Origin of the sequence: Woeseia oceani (genome assembly GCF_001677435.1) — a bacterium.
Classification (GTDB): Bacteria; Pseudomonadota; Gammaproteobacteria; order Steroidobacterales; family Woeseiaceae; genus Woeseia; species Woeseia oceani.
Genome location: NZ_CP016268.1, coordinates 3,047,834 through 3,069,221, shown reverse-complemented (window position 1 = coordinate 3,069,221; position 21,388 = coordinate 3,047,834). Strand labels below are relative to the sequence as shown.

At 55.8% G+C, this 21,388-nt stretch carries 13 protein-coding genes; 9 read left to right on the top strand and 4 right to left on the bottom strand.

Going from position 1 to position 21,388, the window contains the following annotated elements:
• Positions 1 to 563 precede the first annotated feature (563 nt).
• From BA177_RS13885 to BA177_RS13875, 3 genes are all read right to left on the bottom strand, one after another.
• Positions 564 to 1,826, bottom strand: a complete 1,263-nt coding sequence (locus BA177_RS13885; RefSeq protein ID WP_068617168.1) for a flavin-dependent oxidoreductase — start codon at positions 1,824 to 1,826, stop codon at positions 564 to 566.
• Positions 1,827 to 2,029: 203 nt separating this feature from the next.
• Complete coding sequence (locus tag BA177_RS13880) at positions 2,030 to 2,956, bottom strand: GNAT family N-acetyltransferase (protein ID WP_156762839.1); 927 nt, start codon at positions 2,954 to 2,956, stop codon at positions 2,030 to 2,032.
• Between the two features lie 622 nt (positions 2,957 to 3,578).
• Positions 3,579 to 4,850 (bottom strand): Nramp family divalent metal transporter, encoded by a 1,272-nt coding sequence (locus BA177_RS13875; protein WP_068617165.1) that lies wholly within the window; start codon positions 4,848 to 4,850, stop codon positions 3,579 to 3,581.
• 915 nt (positions 4,851 to 5,765) lie between these two features.
• Here BA177_RS13875 and paaX point away from each other — a divergent pair.
• The 9 genes from paaX to BA177_RS13830 all read left to right on the top strand — a co-directional run bounded on the left by paaX (position 5,766) and on the right by BA177_RS13830 (position 20,058).
• Positions 5,766 to 6,692 carry a phenylacetic acid degradation operon negative regulatory protein PaaX gene (gene paaX / locus BA177_RS13870; RefSeq protein ID WP_068617164.1) on the top strand — a complete coding sequence of 309 codons (927 nt, stop codon included), beginning with the start codon at positions 5,766 to 5,768 and terminating at the stop codon, positions 6,690 to 6,692.
• A 556-nt stretch (positions 6,693 to 7,248) separates the two neighbouring features.
• On the top strand, positions 7,249 to 8,949 hold the full coding sequence (locus BA177_RS13865; protein WP_197493062.1) for a DUF1592 domain-containing protein: 1,701 nt from the start codon (positions 7,249 to 7,251) through the stop codon (positions 8,947 to 8,949).
• Between the two features lie 97 nt (positions 8,950 to 9,046).
• Positions 9,047 to 10,381, top strand: a complete 1,335-nt coding sequence (locus BA177_RS13860) for a DUF1552 domain-containing protein (RefSeq protein WP_068617161.1) — start codon at positions 9,047 to 9,049, stop codon at positions 10,379 to 10,381.
• A 36-nt stretch (positions 10,382 to 10,417) separates the two neighbouring features.
• Positions 10,418 to 11,821 (top strand): COG4315 family predicted lipoprotein, encoded by a 1,404-nt coding sequence (locus BA177_RS13855; protein WP_082990120.1) that lies wholly within the window; start codon positions 10,418 to 10,420, stop codon positions 11,819 to 11,821.
• Positions 11,818 to 12,984 (top strand): hypothetical protein, encoded by a 1,167-nt coding sequence (locus BA177_RS13850; RefSeq protein WP_197493060.1) that lies wholly within the window; start codon positions 11,818 to 11,820, stop codon positions 12,982 to 12,984. The genes BA177_RS13855 and BA177_RS13850 overlap by 4 nt, the downstream gene beginning before the upstream one ends.
• A gap of 288 nt (positions 12,985 to 13,272) precedes the next feature.
• A complete protein-coding gene (locus tag BA177_RS13845; RefSeq protein ID WP_082990119.1) occupies positions 13,273 to 16,200 on the top strand; it encodes a TonB-dependent receptor domain-containing protein in 2,928 nt (975 codons plus the stop codon).
• A 313-nt stretch (positions 16,201 to 16,513) separates the two neighbouring features.
• On the top strand, positions 16,514 to 18,232 hold the full coding sequence (locus BA177_RS13840; RefSeq protein WP_068617157.1) for an MBL fold metallo-hydrolase: 1,719 nt from the start codon (positions 16,514 to 16,516) through the stop codon (positions 18,230 to 18,232).
• Positions 18,233 to 18,314: 82 nt separating this feature from the next.
• Entirely contained in the window at positions 18,315 to 18,641 is a 327-nt protein-coding gene (locus BA177_RS13835) for a high-potential iron-sulfur protein (RefSeq protein ID WP_068617155.1), read from the top strand.
• 112 nt (positions 18,642 to 18,753) lie between these two features.
• On the top strand, positions 18,754 to 20,058 hold the full coding sequence (locus BA177_RS13830; RefSeq protein ID WP_082990118.1) for a cytochrome c: 1,305 nt from the start codon (positions 18,754 to 18,756) through the stop codon (positions 20,056 to 20,058).
• Positions 20,059 to 20,427: 369 nt separating this feature from the next.
• On the opposite strand, the gene BA177_RS13825 is transcribed toward BA177_RS13830, so the two are convergent.
• The gene (locus BA177_RS13825) at positions 20,428 to 21,306 is read right to left on the bottom strand and encodes a M55 family metallopeptidase (protein WP_068617153.1); all 879 of its coding nucleotides are present in this window, start codon (positions 21,304 to 21,306) and stop codon (positions 20,428 to 20,430) included.
• Between the last annotated feature and the right edge of the window lie 82 nt (positions 21,307 to 21,388).

Here is a 21,388-nt window from a genome sequence, read left to right as displayed (position 1 = left end):
CGTACTGTTCGGAAGATGAATCGATTCGGATACGGACAGGAATGTGCGGGAGATTTGCGTGATTAAGTTCTGCATCGTTGTGCAGAGTCGGGCTTTTGATGCAACGAGCGCCCCTGCGGTTTGTCAATATTTACAATTACTTACGAGCTAGTGGGCTAACTACGAACCAGGCGGTCGGAGGTTCGAATCCTTCTGGGCGCGCCAAATACAAAAGGGTCCCCAACGGGGGCCCTTTTTTATTTGCGGTATCGACAAGGTTCGAAGCTCATGCGGCCCGAAGGGCCGCCGGTTCGACAAACAGGCGCAGCCTGTTTGGACGCGCGTAGCGCGCCCGCAGGGCAAGTCGCCGCAGGCGACGCCGTCAATCCTTCCGGGCGCGCCAAATACAAAAGGGTCCCCAACGGGGGCCCTTTTTTATTTGCGGTATCGACAAGGTTCGAAGCTCATGCGGCCCGCAGGGCCGCCGGTTCGACAATGAGGCGTAGCCTGTTTGGACGCGCGTAGCGCGCCCGAAGAGCGAATTGTCAGCCCCCCTTTCGTAATACCGACCACTTAGGGGCGCTCTATTCAAGCTGGTTCATTTCGATCGTCGGCGGGCTCGCGTTCAACGCGTCAACAGCGAAGCCCGCTATGGATTTGTACGCAGCGGCGTGCGCGGTCAGTTCCTCGTTAGTAATGACCTGTTCGATATGTTCGAAGTCACCACCACAGCGATCCTCCACTATTTGCATGATTCTATCGGGACCACTGCCGCGATTGGCCAGTATGACGTTTCGTGTGTGCGGCCGGATTCTCTGTTCGTAAGCGAGTAACGCATCGGCGTTAACTCCGTGGGCGAGAAACTCGGCACCAATGACCCGGGCATCAACAATGGCCTGGCTGGCACCGTTGGAACCAACCGGGTAGGTGGGATGGGCCGCGTCGCCCATCAGGGTCACGCGGCCGTCGGTCCAGCGGTCCACCGGATCGCGGTCTACCATCGGGTATTCGTACACTTTGTCCACGCCGCGTATGAGTGCGGGTACATCCAGCCAATCGAACTGCCAATGCTCGAATGCTGGCAGGAACTCGGCCAGATCGGCCGGGCGATTCCAGTCTTCCTTGCGCCATGCCTGGGCCGGGTCGACGCGAAGCTCAGCAATCCAGTTGATGGTGGCCAGACCGGTTTTTGCATCCGCTGCACTGATGGGATACAGCACTATGCGTTGGTCGTCGTGACCCGCAAGTGCCATTGATGCGCCAGTGCGAAACGGCTTGGCTATCGTAGTGCCGCGCCATAGCAGTGCTCCGTTCCAGATGGGCTCGCCTTCGTCCGGGTACATCTGCGCACGGATGGCCGAGTGGATGCCGTCGGCACCGATGACCAACTCGCCTTCCACGCTTTGGATGCGATCGCCCGATTCGAGTGTGAGTTCCGCTGCAGACTCCTTGTTGCTGAATGCGATTGCCCGGTGCCCCGGCACGACGCACTCCGGTCCTGCTCTCGCAATCAACTCATCGAGCAGTGCCATCTGCAATTTTCCGCGGTGAATGGAGTACTGCGGCCAATGGTAACCGGCCCATTTGCCCCGTTGCTCTACCCAGATTTCGCGTCCGGACTTTGAGAAAAAACCGTATTCGCGAGTACGTATACCGACGCGCTCAAGCATTGGTTTCAAGCCCAGGTCGTACAGTTCACGCACGGCGTTAGGCTGCAAATTAATGCCAACGCCGAGCGGTGCCAAACGTGCGCTACGTTCGTAAATGCGAAATGGCACGCCAATCTGATGCAGTGTGAGGCCCAGGGTCAGCCCCGCAATACCTCCGCCGGCAATTAATACAGCCACGATTCGTTACTCGCTATGTTCGCTATGAGTTATGTGGATTTTCCCGTTACCGAACTTGTCGCAATCCCTGCGGAATTCCCGTACGCAAATCAATAGGCACTTGCAGTACTGTTAGATCGCTACTTTCTCTGTCTGGAATGTTCTGTTTTGAAACGAAGAGCATTGGCAGGGCATTACCTTGCATGGCTAACGCAAACTGGCTTCTATTCTGCAGACCATGGGGCTACCGGTTTGCGAAAGGTGTTGCAAGGTTCACTGGTCATCTTCCAGTTAGCCTTCCACTGCATGCCAACCATAAAACTGATCTCGTCGACGCGCAGTCGGCAGGCTTCATTGATTGTTTCGACGTTGAGCAGCTTGCCGAGGTTGTTGTAGTCGTTGTTGCTGGAAGCGTAGAGCGCGACCATCTTGTTGTTGTGCAGCAAAGACAACGAAACGGCTTGCCTGACACCATCGATTTCGATGGTCATCGTCCTGAGTCGACCGCTACTCTCGAGTTCGTGCACCACCCGGCGAACTTCAAGAGCGTCTTCCGGGTTGGCGTAATCGGACTCAGCGCCGAAGTTGCGGTTTACCAGGTCGATAAACAGTTCCGCTTCGTCCTTTTCACTCCACTGCAGTGTTGGTTCGCGCTTGCGTATGTTGCGAAGATCGTAAAGAAATTTCGGCTTCTTGTCGGCTGGCAACGTGTCCAGGTGTTTGTCGAAGTCAAACCCGAAGTCAGGCGGCGCGAGGTAATACCGCAGGTCGGGTTCGGCGAAATACGAGTCGAACTCCGGGTGGAGTTGCAACAGTCCGCTGACCCAGCTTTGCTTGAGGTCGAACAAGACCGTTCGTTCAGGGAACTGCCCGAAGAACTCTGGAAAATCCTCATACCTCAGCCACAGAATCCGGCCATCAGGGTAGCTGCCACCCATCAGCATGTAACGGTTCAGGCCGGTGTCGTAAACGAGTGGGATCAATCCGTTGGGCGTCTCGTCGTCGGACTGATGAACAAGGAAGTTCAAACGATGCTTGTCCTGGTCGTGGAACGCGTACATCAGGTCCCAGTCATCCCACGCATCCTGCTGCGGTGAAAATATCGACCAGAGTCTGCGGCATTCCTGCAGGTCAGTTTCAGTGCGGATCACGCTGGAGTCCTTGAGTGTTGACGGTGACTCTATTGAGTGTCGTTGAACATACTTCAGGCCGTCGGAAGTTGCCAATATTTGGAGTAGTTCAGCGGCGACCTGGTGTGCACAGGCGGCGCAAGCGCATGACAAAGTACGGGCTGCCGGCCGCACTGGCCGGGTCGCGTAGACTATTGCTTTCTGGTCCTAAACTTACAGCGCGATACTGTTCGCGGGCCTGTTCGACGCTCGTCAGTGCACCGCTTACAGCCTACTCCGGCAACCGGGTCAATGAATTTCCGCGTGTCGCCATGCGGGCAAGCTTGGCGGTACCAATGGCATTAGTCAGGGGTGCGGTTGCACGCCAACTCTGGCGAGTTTTTGACTTGGTTCCTGCGTTCGGTCTGCTTGCTGCCGAAGGGAGAGTGAGTACTTATATCTGATCTTACAGGGAAGGTCGCCTCCAGCAGTTGGCGATCACTAACGAGTGTCGAACTGAAATCGATGGGTGCGAATTCGCAGTATGAGTAATTCGGCCTTGGGCGAAAACGTCAGCGTCTTCCGGCGGTCAATGTTGACCGCCGGAAGACTTTCATTTTGCAGGCGCGATGCTGGCTTAATGCAGTCTGTGCAACCCGCAGGCTTAGAAGAAACGCACGTAGACAAACATCAGCGCAAGTCCGGAAAGAGCGACGATGCCGAGCAGGCTCCAGTTTCGGAGCAATGCGTTCGGTCGATATTCCGCCGGTACGCTTGGTGAGAACATGGCCAGGTGATTGAGTACTGCTGTAATCGGGCTAACCACAAACGCCGTAATGGTGACGAAATCAACGAAAGTCTGGAACGAACTCATCAGGAACAGCAAGGCCAACGATGCGGCAATCACGAGGAACAGTGTGCTGCCACGCAACAGCGTTGATTTCTCAATATTGAGTTCCGTGTCGCCCGGGGCACGTTTCAGCAACGCCAAACACGTCGCCAGCAGTCGTGGGAAACCGTCGAGTACCGCGATCAACGTGGTAAACATTACGAGCATCGCCGAAATACCGACGATTGCGCCAGTGCCTCGACCGAGGTTGGTTGTGTACAGATTAATGACCTGTTCGGCGAATGCGGCCGCACCGGGCGCCGGAGTTTCGCCGGTCGAGTGCATCACACCCGCACCCATGATGAGAAAGCAGATCGCCAGCACCGCGGATGCGAAATAGCCGATGTTGAAGTCGGTCATTGCGTGCTTCAATGAAGGCCTTACACCGCTGGCCTTCTGTTTGGCTACCGACCACAGAGATTGCATGACAGCCAAATCCAGCGCCGATGGCATGAATCCCATCAGGGCAATCACGAAGCCCAGCGTCTGCAGGTCCGACAAGGGAAACAGAATTTGGCCGAACTTCCATTCAACGCTCGGTAAAGAAATTATCGCGGCAATGACTGTGGCAACGGTAAGGATGGCAACGAAGATTTTCGTCAGTCGATCGAGCAGTTTGTAGCCACCGAAACTGAGGACGAAAACGCCAAAGACTATGAGTCCGATACTCGTGTAGCGGATGTCGGCGCTGACGCCGACATTGGCCATCAGGATTGCAGCGGTAACCGTTGCGGTAGCAGCAATGATGATCGCCATCACGGCAATTTCACCAAGCAGGTAAAGCACCAGGACCCAGCGGCCCATCTGGAAATAGCCTTCGACCAGTGATTTTCCAGTGGCGGCCGCGTACTGCGGTCCGAAACGGAACGCGGGGTATTTGATGAAATTCGCGAATATGATGATCCCCAGCAGGCCCAGCCCGAACACCGCTCCGGCGCGTGTTGATTGCACGAGATGTGAGGTACCGATTGCGGCCCCGGCGAACAAAATTCCCGGTCCGAATGCCTGCCAGAAATTTCCTCGATCGACGTTTTTGCTCGCTTGCATATTAAAATACACCTTGATTGTTGTCGGAGTTGTAGCTAAGCGGGTGAAGTTCGGAGCGCGACTCTATCAGTTTTATTCGTCGCTATCGACGGACATCAGATGGCCTCCGATGTCGCAATAAAATTTTGCGGCACTGTTGTTCCGCGTCCGTCCTGTCGTCACTTGCGGCCTGCAGTATGCCCGCGGACACACTAATGTGCCGATTGCATACGCTGCTGTGGTGAGCGCAGACACAAGTCGTGAGCTGTTGCCCGGTGGTGGTTTCGATTGGACAATAATCTCCGATTCGACTACGTCGCAATTTCTGAAATGGGGCTGTCAGTGGGAATGCAGATAGTCTGCTGAGCTAGACTCCGGCCGCGTACCACAAGCGGCTGCACGATAAAAACCGTTCGGTGGGTGCAAGGCTACGCCAGTGCGCTTGGCTATGGCCGGTTGCAGACTATGCGAAGGGGCTGCCTGGGTAACGTGGCTCCCCGGTTAGCAGGGGCAGGTAACTGCTGGCATAGCGCTATTACGCGTTCAATAAGGGCTATGCTAGTATATTTCCGCAATAATAATATCGTCGAAAAAAGCCTTGGGCACTGTAGCCAGTTTGCCCAGTGGCATGACAACCAGGTTAGGGGAGCTTCAGACCAGATTGTGGTACGTCTGCTGCAGTTTGGGGCCCACGCCTTATCCGGCGCGGTTTCCGACTAAGGAGCAGGTATCAAGGGGCAGGTTCACGTAGAGCCGCCCTAGGGCATTTCCTTCCGATCCAGACTTTCATTACCTTGGCCCAGTTGCCATCTTGGAGAACGGACGAGTTCTCTCTGGCCTGGCCATCGCAAGGCCCTAACGGGCAAAAATGGAATACGTGCGGAGAATTCGAATGTCACAAATACACGGTCATGTGCAGTCATTGCGAATGTCCCCATGTCGCTAAATGCCGCCGCACGTGCTCTCGTCGACGAGTTCCGTTCTCGCCCGGTGCAGCGCGCCGGCTCCCTCATCATCACATTGTACGGCGACGCCATAGCGCCGCGCGGTGGTACTGTCTGGATTGGCAGTTTGATTCGGGTGCTGGCCGACTTCGGGATCAGCGAACGCTTGGTGCGGACGTCTATGTACCGACTCGCGAAGGACGGCTGGCTGGTGGCGGATCAGATCGGTCGACGCAGTTACTACCAGCTGACGGACGAAGGTGCAGAGCGCTTTCACGAGGCCACGCAACGGATTTATGGTGAACCCCGGCAGAGTTGGTCGGGCGAGTGGTGTCTTGTGCTGACCGGAGCCGTGCCGTCGGAGCAGCGTGATGCTGTTCGAAAAGAATTGTCGTGGCTGGGCTTTGGCCCGGTATCGGTCGATGTTATGGCGCGCCCGGCACCGGATATTGAGGACCTGGAAACAATGCTTGTGCGGCTCCGTGTCGCCAATGAAGTCGTCGTCATGCGTGCGCGCGCGACTGAATCGCAACGCAACGACGTCCTTATTAATTTTGTGCGCGATAGCTGGAATCTCGCCGATATTGAAGCTCGATACGAGGTGTTTTCCGAGCGCTTCTTGCCCGTATTAGCCGCGGTGCGTAAAGCACGCACGATCGAACCGTGCATAGCATTTCAAATTCGAACGCTGTTGCTTCAGGAGTACCGCAAGTTACTTTTGCGAGACCCGATTTTGCCGGCTGAATTGCTACCCAAACATTGGCATGGCCTGCAGGCCTATCAGCTCTGCCGGGATTTGTACCAAAGAGTGCACGCTGCAGCAGATGAATACCTGAGCGCGACGATGGAAACGGCCGACAGCCCGCTACCGCCTCCTATGCCGGAGTTCTACGAACGCTTCGGTGGCCTGGACCGTTGAGCGCGTAGCGCGTCCGGTTTGCGGTGCTGGCAAGAGTTGATGGCGACGTAAAGTTCACGCTCGCAATAGCCGTTCGCAATTGCCCCGACTGAAGACTGAGTGCACCGGTGCTGGAACTGCGCGTACACACACTCTGTTTGGTCGCTGCAAAAAACCACAAACAAGCGCGGCAACATCGCACTGCGTTGCCAAGAACCGGGGCAACACAGGCATACCCTGATGGGGCAATCGCCTTTTCCCGTTGTCAGGCCGTTTGCATTGTTTACACTTTGTCAAAAGGGTTTTGGCGCGCATCTCATTGCGCGCCAAAACATTCAGAGTAGTCCATAATGCGCGCTTTCCGATACGTCACCGACGGTGCCGCAGCAACCACAAATTAGTGATACAGTAAATAGTTGAAATGTGGTGAAAACCGTGACACATTCTATCCGGTAATGGTTTTCGTGCAGTGGCACGAAAAGAATCCTGGCTCGCCTATATCGGCGGCGTATTAATTACGCGGGAAACCGATTACCAGTTCAGCGCAATTCCGGGTGACCGGGGGGGAAGCAGTAAAATGAGTTTGGTTACAGAACGATCAACCCCGAGGATCAAGCGACATTTTGTCAACGCGATTCGCGGCGGCACTATGGGTCTGCTGGCCTTGTACGCACTTGTTGGCTGTTCGACGCCAGAGCCCGAGAGTTCGGGTACATACGCAATTACCAGTCTCGTTACCGCGGAACAGTACCGCAATTCCCTGGGCTATGTTTTTGGACCTGGCGTTGACCTGAGTGTGGAATTTTCTCCCGTAGCTCGCCTGGAAGGGTTGCTTGCGAACAGTGCGGCCATCGCCGGCGTCAGTAGTGCGCAGTTGCAGGAAATTCAAGGTGTTGCTGCCAGTGTGGCCAGCCAGGTGGTGGATGCTACCAACCGCAATTATCTGATTCCTTGCAAGCCCGAGCTATTGGATGGCCCGGATGACGCGTGTGCAACACAGTTTCTGACGAAGACAGGCCGTTTGTTGTTCCGCCGCGAACTGACTGACGACGAAGTCGCAATGTACGTAGAGCAAGCAGGCGCCACGGCTACGCAGCTGGAAGACTTTTATGCGGGCCTCGAAATCGCCCTCGAAGGCATGCTGATCAGCCCGGAAGGATTGTTTGTCGTCGAAACGGCTGAGCCCGATCCTGAGAATCCCGGCAAACTTCGTCTGGACGCTTATTCGCTGGCTTCACGGCTGAGCTTTTTCCTCTGGAACGCCGGCCCGGATGACAAATTGCTGGCGGCGGCTGAAAGTGGTGAGCTGATGACCGACAAGGGTCTTGAGGCCACCGTTGACCGCATGTTGGCAAGTCCGCGGCTAGTTGACGGTATGCGCGCCTTTTTCGACGACATGTTCGCGTTCGAAGAAGTGAAGACTCTTGCCAAGGATGCCACCATCTACCCGCAGTTCACCGGCGTTACGGCCGAGGACGCGCGGGAAGAAACGCTGCGTACCGTGACTGATCACCTGCTTGTGAAGAAAGGTGACTATCGCGACTTGTTTACAACGCGCTCTACATTCATGTCACCTGCTCTGGCAATTGTTTACCGGGTGCCGGCTCAGCCTGGTTGGGCTCCGTACACTTTCCCGGAAGACAGTCCGCGTGCGGGTCTGCTCACGCAAGTCAGTTTCCTGTCATTGCACGCGCATCCCGGACGCAGTTCAGTAACGCTGCGAGGCCAGGCATTGCGCGAGTTGTTCTTGTGTCAGACAGTGCCGGAGCCGCCACCGGGAATCGACTTCTCTGTAGTGGCCAATCCAGATTCGCATTACCCGACACAGCGTGAGCGTGTGGCCGCGCATCTCGAGACCCCGTCTTGTGCTGGCTGCCACAGGATCACCGACCCGATTGGTCTGTCGCTGGAGCAGTTCGATGGAGCAGGCGGCTACCGTCTCACTGAGAACGGCGCAACGATCGACGCAAGTGGTGGTTTGGACGGCGTCGACTTTGATGGCGCAGTCGGCTTGGGTTACGCGTTGCGTGACAATCCGGAACTGCCGCGATGCCTTGTGCAACGTGTCTATAGCTACGGTACCGGAGGGCCGCCCGCGATTGATGCTCGCCCGGTTCTGGACTACTTCGATCAGAGTTTTGCAGAGCAGGGCTATAAATTGCCTGAGTTGCTGCGGGCGGTCGCACTCAGCGATGCCTTCGCGCGGATCAAAGAGGGCCCCAGTGAAGCTCCGGCTGAAGATGGTGCCATTACAACAGCCAGCGCGAGCACCGATTGATTTTAACTTTGCCGATGGCTAGCGCGTCGGCAGATGGGGTGGGTATGGACGTTTGCGTAAGCAAGTCCAGTAAAGCGAAGTTTTCAGGAGAGTTAGAATGAGTAGATGGGACAGGCGTCGTGTACTAAAAGGTATGATGAGCGGTGGGGCGGTGACAGTCACACTTCCCTTCCTCGATTACTTCTTGAATGACAACGGAACTGCGCTCGCCTCCGGAAAACCCATGCCTGTCCGCTTCGGAACCTGGGGTTATGGTCTTGGCGGTACATCGGATATCTTCGTACCGAAAAAAGTTGGTGCGAACTACGACTTGCCTGAAGAGATATCTTCCTGGGCACCTGTCCGTGATCACATCAACATGTTTACGAACGGCAACGCGTTTCCGGACTCATCGCCAAACCGCAACCACTACACGGGCTGGGTAGTATCGCGAACCGGTGTCGCACCCGAAGCGGATGGCGTCCCGACTGAGACCATCGACGTAACCGTCGCCAAACAGATTGGCAGTGCGACGCGCTTCAATTCGTTAACCGCTACGGCGACCGCCGATGCGCGCGACACCTACAGTTACCTGAATGCGACGACGCCAAACTCTCCGGAGTGGTCGCCGCTGCAGTTCTACACCCGTTTGTTCGGGCCGGATTTCCAGGATCCGAATGCGCCTACCTTTAAGCCCGATCCGCGGGTGATTGCTCGCCGCAGTATCTTGTCGAGTGTCATGGAGCAATCGCGCTCAATGTTGCAGACAGTCGGTGCAGCCGACCGCGCCCGTATCGATCAATACTTTACTGGCTTGCGCCAGCTAGAGAAGCAGTTCGAGCACCGTCTCACCAAACCCGAACCGATTGAAGCCTGTGTTGCACCGGACGAAGCACCGGTTAATCCGCTCATGGACAAGTCAGCGGATGCCGTCAAGCTGCGCCATCAAATGATGACCGAACTGATGGTCATGGCCATTGCTTGCGATCAGACACGCGTGTTCAACATGACGTATTCGGCGGCATTTTCCTCGATCATCAAGCCCGGCTATCCGAAGCCGCACCACACCTGCACGCACGAAGAGCCAGTGGACGGTGAACTTGGTTATCAGCCACATGCGTCCTGGTTCACGCGTCGTGCTATGGAGTCATGGGCTGATTTCGTCCAGGCGTTCACCAAAGTACAGGAAGGTGATGGCACGTTGCTGGATAACGTCCTGATACTGGGTACGACGGACGTCGGTTATGCACGAACCCATGCAATCGATGACATGGCTGTGTTCCTGGCAGGCCGCGCAGGTGGCAGAGCCAAGAGCGGTTTGCACGTTGATTTGAAGGGCGGCTCGGTGAGCCAGGTGGGTTACACAGCGTTGAGACTCTTGGGTATAGACACGCCTTCGTGGGGCACTCTCAGCAACAAGTCCACTGATGTTATTGGTGAGATTGTAGTCTGAGCAGGCTGGTCCGGCAGTACGAGGAGTGTCATTTTTATGCGCGTGATTAATTTACTGGCCGTTGCTCTGCTTGTTGCGAGCACGTCATCTGTGTCTGACGCAAACGCGGCCACCGGCACGCCCAGCGACTACATGTATTGGCAAGCGGCGGACGGTGCCGAGAAAGAAGGCTACATCAAAGAGAAAATGCCGCCCGGTTTCCAGGTGGTTATTACGGCACTGGATGGCCCGGTATACGCGGATGAACACGGTCGGACACTGTACAAATGGCCGCTGGGAGCGCTGCGTAACGGCTCTACGGGTGACCGCAAAGACGGACCTTCTGCGTGCACGGATGAGAAGCTTCGCCACAGTGCCGGCTTGATGAGTCCGTACCCGGCCGGCCTGCTATTGCCGGATGCCGACAATCGGTTGAGTTGCGCAGAATCCTGGCCGCCCGTGCTGGCGGCAGAAGGTGCTGAAGAAGTCGGCAAGTGGACGCTGGCACCGAGACCCGATGGTTCCGGTCAGTGGGCCTATGATGGCTACCCATTGTATACCTCGCATCTTGATCAGAAACGTGGCGATGTTCTCGGTGGCTCGAAAATCAGGTCCGGCGGAGATGGTGGTGTGGTTCGTGAACCTGTAGGCCCGCCACCCGACGTACCATCCGGCTTTAAAGTAGTTTCCAGCACTACCGGTCGACTCCTGGTGAATGACGACGAATTTTCGGTATACACCTGGGATGGCGATGAACCCAACAAGTCGAATTGCAATCAGCAATGCTTGATGGACTGGACGCCAGTGCCGGCACCCGAGATTGCCGTCGATCAGGGGGAATGGACGGTAGTTAAGCAAACCACCGGCTTCAACCAGTGGGCTTATCGAGGGAAGCCGCTTTACACTTATAATAAGGACACCCGGAGCCGTAGCTTCGCTGGCAGCGATGTGCCAAATTGGCACAACGTTTACACGCAACGGGCCGTGCTGCCTCCTGCTGAATTCACCGTTCAGGATGCGGGCTTTGGCGGGCACGTCTTGGCCGACGCCAATGGCAAGACGATTTATCTCTACAACTGCCGTGATGATTCCTACGCGCAACTTGCTTGCGATCATCCCGATTCGACCCAGGCTTACCGCCTGGCAATCTGCGGTAACGGTGATCCGGCGCTTTGCCTGGAAACGTTCCCGTACGTCGAAGCCGCGGCAGATGCCAGGAGTGCGAGCCCCCTCTGGACCGTTCTGACTATCGACCCGATGACCGGGCATCGCCCCACCGCAGGGCAAGAAGGCGCAATGCACGTCTGGGCCTACCGTGGCCGGCCGGTCTACACCTACCGTGGTGACTTTGAGCCAGGTGTTACCCGCGGTGATGGCTTTGGTGAATTCACTGGCCGACGAAACGGCTTCAAAGCCTTTGTTTTGCGAGACGATTTTCAGGGTGCTGCGTTCCGCCGATGAGTACGGTGAACCAGTCATTCAAACAGGAGGGGACATTGATGGCACATTTACGGGCTGATACCACTGAGCGGGCAACGTTAACCGCACCCAAAGTGCTTTCTTCCGCGATTTTTCTGACCATGTTGGGATTGAGTGGCGCTGCTATGGCAGAACCGCTCGACGGTGGTCGAATTGGTTACGTACTGACCGAAAGGCACTGGGCTGTCTACGAAACGGAAGATAGCAAGACAGAGTGCCCGGACGGCTTCAATGGTGGCCCACGCGAGCAATTCGACGAACTGTTCCCTGAAGACAGTAAGGTAGAGCGCACGGTTCTGGAGACCCGGCTGATGCGCGAGGGACGTCAGTTTCATCCGACGACTACTCCAGAGCCTTTCCCCTTTAAAGAAGTTCAGGGGGATATCTCCTACGGTATGAACCTGGACGGCAAAGTCGGCCCCGAGGATTTTCAGAGCCCGGATGGCGAAGCGGGTATCGACAACCAGTTGTATCGGGCCATCGGCTGTATCGCGAGTTACCGCACCGACGGTGCCGTTTGGTTCTTCGAAAACTTTTTCATGGCTGGAAACGGTTACACCCGCTGGATGATCGAGTTGACTGGCGTAGACAGTCTTGAGAATGACGACGACGTGACGGTGACCACTTATCGCGGCCTAGATGATCTTGTCACCGACGCTTCAGGTCAGGGTTTTGTCTCCGGGGGCACGCAACGTGTCGATGTTCGCTGGGGCCAGAGCTTTATCAATGAGGTCAAAGGCAAGATCGTCGACGGCGTATTGACCACTCAACCGATTGAAGTAGCCAAGATTCCATGGTCACAGCCGGGTGTCAGCGGCGGTTACCACCTTATTCGCGATCTTCAGCTTCAGCTTAAGTTGACTGCGAACGAGGCACAAGGTCAAATGGCGGGCTACACTGATGTTGCCCAGTTTACTCACCGGCTGAATACGAATTGGGCTACCCATCATCAGAGTTACGGCCAGCTGTCGTCACCTTCGGAATACCGTGCGCTGAGAAGATTGGCAGACGCGTACCCCGATCCGGAGACGGGGGCCAATACAGCCATATCCTCGTCGGTGAACATGACCCTCACTCAGGTGTACATAGTGCATCCCAGCGAGGAGACACAGGCTTGGAATCAAGTGGCAAAAAATGGTAAGTAGGCGCCCGGGACAGCATAGCTGAGCCCGCGCCAATGAAAGATCATTATGAAAATCTAATTCAAATCGACCTTTAGCGCGTCGAACTCCCGGCAACCACGTGGTGAGCAACGCGCAGACTCTCAGAAGTCTGTGCGTTCTTGGCTGCTGTCTGGAACGACAATTTTGCTCCGGCCCGTTATCTGCTGCGACTGCCATTAAAGGCTATAACGTCGTGTCGCTAACGACAGCCGGCCAAAACCTTTTTTAATGTTTACACCGTAAGAGCCCAAATAGGGGGGATGATAGAAAATGAAGATAGTCAACAAGAGCGCACCGGGTGTGCCGTGGAGATCGACAGTCTCCATGGCCGGTAGCGTGGTGCGTTACGCCACTCTGACGGCATTGCTTGCCGCAGGGACGGCCGTAGCGCAGCAGAACGCGTCCGATACCGAAGAAAGAATCGAGGAAGTGACAGTAACCGGCACCATGATTCGTCGTGACGGTTATGAAACTTCAACGCCGGTCTCCGTGCTTGGAGAAGAAGCGCTAGGCAAGATGCCCGTGACACAAATCGGTGAAGCTGTCGAGCGATTGCCGGTTTTCCAGGGTTCTCAGAATGCACGCAATAACGTCAGCGTCAGTGACGGCACGGCCGGCACGAACCTGCTGAATCTGCGCGGTCTGGGTAACAACCGCACGTTGGTTCTGCTCGACGGCAAACGTGTCGTTGGTGCGGCCCTTGGCGGCGGTACCGATAGCCGTGGTATGGCGGTTGATATCAGCAACTTTCCTACGGGATTGGTACAGCGCGTTGAAGTCGTAACCGGCGGTGCATCTGCGGTTTATGGTTCTGACGCAATGGCGGGTGTCGTCAACTTCATTCTGGACAAGAATTACACTGGCTTCAAAACCAGCCTCCAGGCGGGAACGACAACCCACGGCGACGGGGAAACATTCCTGGCGTCTTTCACGGGCGGTCTGCCGTTTGCCGGTGGTCGTGGTCATTTCCTGTTCGATCTTGAACACGGTTATGACGCCGGCATCGAAGGCAAACCTCGCGACTGGACTGAGGAGCCTTATGCGCTCATCCGTAACCCGGCTTATGCTGCAGACAACACCCAGCCGTTCTACACCACGATCGAAGAAGCCGGGCTCTCAGTTGCTACGCGTGGCGGCTTGATCGTTGGTTGCTCGGTTCCGGGCGGCGGCGCATGCCCATTGCGTGGTACGCAATTCCAGGCCAACGGTACGCCGCTGCCGTTTGAATTCGGAGACATTGTAAGTGGTGTCTGGATGTCAGGCGGTGATTGGCAGACCTCACGAATTGACCGCGAAACCGGTTTGGCTCTGCAGCAGACGCGCGACAACGTGTTTACCCGCGCCAGCTACGACGTCAGCGATTCCACAACTGTTTACGGTGAATTGCTATGGGGTCGTTCGCAGTCGGTCAACCCGGGTACGGCACTGCCTTTCAACCTGGGCAACGTGACCATCCACTCAGGTAACCCGTTCATTCCACCGTCAGTACAGGCACAGATGACGGCGGAAGGCATAACTTCCTTCACAATGGGTACTGTGAACGGCGACGCCGGTAACGCTATGTTCACCGGCGAACGCGAAATGTCGCGTCTCGTTCTGGGTATTGAAGGTGAGTTTGACGCTGCAGGCAGCGCCTGGACCTGGGAAGCTTCTTACGTCAACAACCAGTCGGACATTCTAACCACAACGCCAAACAACAAGATCACACCGTATTACAACAATGCTGTTGATGCAGTTGTAAACGGCGCTGGTCAAATTGTTTGCCGAATCAATGCCGATGCCGATCCGTCTAACGACGATCCGGATTGTGTTGCCTATAACAACATGGGTACAGGTGTTCTCTCTCCGGCGGCCAAGGAATACGCTTTCGGCACCGGTTGGGCGGAAATCCTTCTCGAGCAGCAAGTGGTATCTGCAAGCGTTTCGGGCGAACCGTTTGAAAGTTGGGCCGGCCCGGTATCTCTGGCATTTGGTGCTGCACACCGCACTGAAGAAGTCAGCGGCGCCTCCAGTGAGCTTGACCAACAGGCTGCGTTCCTTGGCGGTAACTACAATCCTTCGTTCGGCAAATATGACGTGACTGAAGGTAACATTGAGACCGTCATTCCGTTGGCCAACGATGTTGCATTTGCCAAGCAGCTGGACCTCAATGCTGCAGCACGCTGGACTGATTACAGCACGTCTGGTCAGGTTACGACCTGGAAAGTGGGTGCCAGCTGGCGTCCGACTGACGACCTGCGTTTCCGCGTAACCCGTTCACGCGATATTCGTGCTCCAACGCTGGGCAACCTGTTTGACGCTGGTTCGTCAGGTACAGGCACAGTTACGGATCCGTTCCTGAACGTCGAAACTCAGATGATCAGCCAGGGTCGCGGTAACCCCGATGTTAAGCCTGAGGAAGGCGACACGACAGGTATCGGTGTTGTTTACCAGCCGTCCTGGTTGCCGGAGTTCTCAGTATCGCTTGACTACTACAACATCGAAGTCAGCCAGGCTATTTTGACGGTTGGTTCTCAGGAAGTATTGGATCGATGCTTCGCAGGCGATGCGATTCTTTGTAACAGCGTTATTCGCGGAACCGACGGACTTATCGACCGGATCCTCACCCAGCCGCAGAATCTGCTTGCGCAGAATGCACGGGGTTATGACCTGGAAGCGAGCTACCTGTTTCCGCTGTCAAGCTTCAACGCAGAATGGGAAGGCGATCTGTCTCTCCGCGCAATGGTCACCATCGTGGACAAGCTGGATACGATTGATCAGACCACGGTTGTTGATGGTGTCGGTGTTACGGCCAGCAGCATTGGTGGCCCAGGCTTCGGTCTGGAATCGTCCAAGGTTCGTTACCTGACGATGCTCACCTATATGAACGGTCCGCTGGATGTCACTTTGACCGCACGTGGTATGGATTCTGGTGTTTATAACAACTCTTACATTGAGTGTGTGCCAGGCTCTTGCCCGGTTGCTACCGATGCGAATCCGACAGTTAACGATAATCATATTGACGCCATCACCTATTTCGACCTTGGCTTCAACTATGAAATTGGCAATGGCACGGTCTTCTTCTCGGCCCAGAACGTTCTCGATACGGACCCACCGCGTGTGGCTACCACGAGCTTCTGGTCGGGTGCAGGCAACATGCAGTTCTATGAGCGGTCTGGCCGGATACTTCGGGCTGGCATCAACTATGAATTCAAGTAACAGATTCATAGCGACCGTTTAGTTTGATGAGGCAAGAAAGCATGACGTATTCACTGCGCCGTGTTGCGATAGCTGCCTCGTAGTACGTAACCCGCGGCCTCCAACCGAGGCCGCGGGTTTTTTTTTAGCTCAGGTACTTTTGCATCTGAATGCATGCCAGGTGACACGTCAGAATTCGATTACAGTTGATTTTGTCGGCGCCTGTTCGCGGCATTCTCCCTTCCCGACTCTCTTGCTGAAGAACTCGGGCATGTACGTAACAATATAAAACAAGGCTCAACGAGACGGGCCCTGTTCAAGTTTGGAGCACGGTATGAAAGGTCGGCATTATTTCCTTGCAGCGCTGGCATGCGCTCTGTTTTCTTTTACGTCGCTGGCGCGTAGCGCCGACGAATTTCCGTCCGCTGATATCGCCGCTCGCGGTTTACAGGACGTCGATTTTCCACGTATGCAGAAGCTTGCGCGGGATGTTTACGCGTACGAGGGATTGCACTCTCCGCTTCCCAATGGCGTCGTCTTCAACACGGTCAGCCTGATCGTCGTAACTTCAGACGGTGTGCTGGTCGCTGATGGTCAAGGCGATGTCTGGCAGACGAAATTGATGATTGAAAGCATCAAGAAGCTCACTTCCAAACCCGTCAAATACGTAGTAGTAGCGTCAGACCATCCTGATCATGTCGGCGGCAATGCTGCGTTCAAAGCGGAGTATCCCGGCGTTGAATTTATTTCTACATCGGCTTCACAGAAGAAACTCTGGAATACGTCCACTCGTCCGGCACAGATTGTCGACGACGAACGCACTTTGAAACTGGGCCGGACCGAAATGCAGGTTCTGAATCTGGGCCGCGCTCACACGGGTGGCGATCTCGCTGTTTACTTGCCGAAAAGCAAAGTGTTGTTCCTTGGCGAGATCTACATGCGCGGCTTGTTCCCGGCCATGCGCTCGGCGTATCCCAGCGAATGGCTCGCCGCTCTCGAAAAAGCACAGGCCATGGATGTTGCATGGTACGTAACCGGTCACGGCTTTGTTGATGATGCGGTAACCATGGAACGCGACCTCGAAGTCTACAAACAGGCAATTGCTGCTGTCATTAAAGAGTCCAAGCGTCTGCACGCTGCCGGGTACGCTTGCGTATCAACCAAAGACTGCGCTGCCGTACAGAAAGCGGATTGGGGACAGTACGCGGCATGGCCTGCGAGTGCCAATCAGGCGCCGTACGTTATCAAGCGGATTTATCAGGAAATAGAAGGGACACTGGACGCGACAGCGACGAGCAGTCGATCTAACCTGGTTGACCTGTGGGCGTCCGGCAAGGCGGCATTCGGCGAATACGTGACGCAGATGCACAGGCCTGGCGAACCGCGTTCGGACGAGCCGCCTCGCTACACCGTACAGACGGGACTTGATCTGGCTGCGAATCCATTGCTGGACTATGCCTTTTTGAATCTGGAGCAGCACTACGACCTGGAGTCAGCCCGAAACGTTGCCAAGGGCCTTGGTAGTGGTACCCCCGATGAAGCAATGGCATTGCTGGTCCGCATCCCGCCGATTTCCGAGGACGGCGTTGAAGTCTCGCGCGCACGGGTCAAGGAACTGCTGGCTTTAGGCGCTGATGGTGTGGTTCTGCCGCACGTCCGCAGTGCCGAGGAAGCGCGTACGGCCATCTCATTCTTCGAGGGCTACAACGTTTGGTCTCCGTCCAACCCCGACGGTGATGTTGTGGCTATGCTGTTGGTTGAAGACCCGGATGTGTTCGCCGATCTTGAAGAAATCGCCAATATGCCAGGCTACAGCGTTCTGGCCTGCGGTATTGGCAGCCTCACCAACGCATTGGGTGGCGACAGAGAAGCGGCTGAAAAGCTTAATCTTGAAGTGCTGGCGCATAGCCAACGTGTTGGCATGGCTGATGTCATTACCGCCAATCCCGAGTCAGTGGAAATGCGCGTGAAGCAGGGCTTCCTTGGTTTGCTGGTTTATGGCCCGAAGGCGGCTGAAACCGTTCGACTGGGTCGAGCGGCTGCTGGTCGATAATTTATGTTTCGGCCAGTGAAAACTTTGTCCCGGCCTTTCGCCGGATGCTATGTTTGCTGGCAGATGACAAACAGGAGTTAACATGGATAAGAAAATTTCTCGCCGCACCGTCCTTCTGCGCGGCCTGCAGATTCCAATTGGAGGCAGTGTCCTTTTGGGATTGAGTGCTTGTGGCAGCGACGGCGGTACCCAGGTCTGCGCTGACCCGAATAACATGACCTCAGCCGAGGAAAGCGTACGCCGCACTCTGAAGTACACAGAAGCCTCCGCCGACCCGGCGAAAGTCTGTTCGGGCTGCGCGTTTTTCCATGCGCCGAAGGAATCCGGCGGCTGTGGCTCCTGCGAAATGTTCGGTGGCAAACCGGTGAATCCGGGTGGTTATTGCGACTCGTGGAGCGTTGACTCCTGAGTTGACGCGTTAACTGCGACGTTCACTAGTCGCGAATCAGAACCATCGGGGCTTCGGCCTCGATGGTCTTTGTAATATTGGATAGATAATCGTGAATAAAAACGGAGCAAGAATGATTACGTTTGAAATCGGTTGCCACAGGCCAGCCAGGCTCGCGGCTGCATACGGCCCCGGAATTTTCTGGAGCGCGGTACTGACAGTTGTCATCTCCGTGGGTCTTGCGGGTTTTTCGAGCCCGGTCAATGCGGCTGAACTGACCGAGATTGAGAAGCGCGGTGAGTACCTTGCCACTGCTGGCAACTGCGTGAGCTGCCATACCAGCGACAATGGCAAAGCGTTTGTCGGTGGGCTTGATTTCGAAACGCCGTTTGGAACGATTTATTCGACCAATATCACGCCAGATCCGGAAACCGGCATCGGCCAATGGAGCCTGGAAGAGTTCACGGCCGCGATGCGGGAAGGCGTCGGCCGGGAAGGCGAGCATCTGTACCCGGTATTCCCGTACACCTCGTTCACGAATGTCAGCGATGAGGACATTGCCGCGATTTTCGCCTACCTCAAGACCTTGACGCCGGTGAAATCGACACCGCCTGAGAATGATCTTGGCTTTCCTTACAACCAGCGTTGGGCGCTGGGACTCTGGAAAGCACTGTACTTTGATGAAGCCCGATATGAACCGCAGCCGGAGCAATCGGCGGAATGGAATCGCGGAGCTTATCTGGTCGAAGGCTTAGGCCACTGTGGCATGTGTCATTCACCGCGGAATTTCATGGGCGCGATCGATACCGATCTGGCCATGACGGGCGGTCGCTATATGGAACGTGTCGAAGGCAAACTCTCAGCCTGGTCAGCGCCAAACCTGACTTCCGCACCCAGTGGCCTTGCCAAGTGGTCTGACGAAGATATCCAGGATTACCTCAAGCTGGGCTTTAGTCATCGTGCGGGCGTGTTCGGGCCGATGAACAAGGTTGTGGTGAATAGCACCCGACACATGACAGACGAAGACGTGCGGGCGATGACCGTGTACCTGAAGAGCTTGCCGGCTAATGCACAGGACAGTGGCAAGCCGGCCAGTGAAGACGTACTTCGTGCCGGGTCACTGCAGTACGATATTCACTGTGGCACCTGTCACCTGCCTACGGGTGAGGGCTCGTCAGAGACCGGACCGCCGTTGCTGGGCAGCCCTGTAGTCATGGATACAGACCCTGCATCATTGATCAATATCACCTTGTACGGCGCGCAGACGCCCAAGACCCCGCCGTCGCCAGAGTGGCAAGCGCGGGAATGGAAGCGCATGGAAGCCTTTGACAGCAAGTTGACCGACGAGCAGGCGGCCGCCCTGTTGAGCTTCGTGCGAGCTTCCTGGGGACATGAAGCAGGCGCCGTTACCGCGAAGCAGGTTGCGGAGCAGCGTTAAACTTGCTGAGACAGTACGGGGACCTTGTGGTTTCCGTTAGCAACTGGCGTGTGCGAGGGCCAATCACGGTACACCCGGACAATATACCGGGGTACCGAGGTTGGAGCCTTGGGGTCCCAAACGGCTTCTGAAACCGGGCATATTGATGCCTTGGTGCAAGCAGCCACGCAGCCAAAGCCTGTCCGAAAAGCCGGAGCCGGCCCAGCGACGCCACTTTGTGGGCATCGATGGGCCGGCTTTTTTTGGGCCAGAAAAATGCGATTGGCACTGCCAGTGTCGCAACTGCACTGCGGCGTCTTCGCTCTTTGCGCAGAAAAAAAGGCTCCTCACGGAGCCTTTTCAGTGGGTCGTTACCGTTCTGGTGTCTCGCTAGCGGCGCATGCCCTTGTACGCGCTCATGATTTCCAGCACGTCTTTGCCGACGTAGGTCAGCTCCCAGTCTCCGGTTCTCTTTGCACCCGGGTATAAAGCGCCTTTGTTGATGTTCTTTTCTGTTTTGAGCGTCAACGTGAGAGTGTAGGGCGCGCGAAGTTTGTAGGGCTTGTAATTGTCCAGGTTGCGCAATGCACGTTCGACACCTGCTCGTATCTGCTCTCGCGCAACTTCAGGATGCAGGTTGAGGGCGGCCTGGCCGATGCCTTCCTTCACTGCCACGGTTTCCACGTTGCCCAACAATGCTTTCGCCTCATCGCAAATGGCCTTGTCCCCGGCAATGAACACGACAGGGACGTCGTAGTGACCGGCCATCAAGGCGTTGTAGCCTGCTTCCGGCATTCGGATACCGTTTACCGATACATTGGTTACATCGCCTGAAGAGGTATGGCCCAGAACGCTGTTCGGCGTGCCGGCGCTTGCGTGATAGCCAATGTAAACGGCGGCATCGTAACTGGCATCGATGCCTTCCATCATGACCATCGGGCCGTCTGACCAATCGCGCAATAGCTTCGAATTTCGATTGAGCATTTCAGGCAACAGGTTAAGTGCGGAGCCGTGCGAATCGCGGACTACAATTTCCGTCGCGCCTGCGGCCAGTGCACCTTCGATGGCGGCATTGGCTTCACGCGTCATGGTCTGCCGGAAGTAGTCGTAGTCTTTGCCAGTACGGCGGACATCATCCACATTCACCGTGCCTGTGATGCCTTCCATATCGACAGAGATGAATACCTTGAGGCCGTCCTGTGACTGCGCTCCCGCGCTGCCGACCAACATCAGGCTCAGCAGAGCACCCTTGAAAAGTAACTTGTTCATTGGTTCCCCTTAAGTAACGTTTTATTTTTCTTTCGGACCAGTAGCGACAATAGCAGACGGACTTGTAAATGCCACTGGCGGT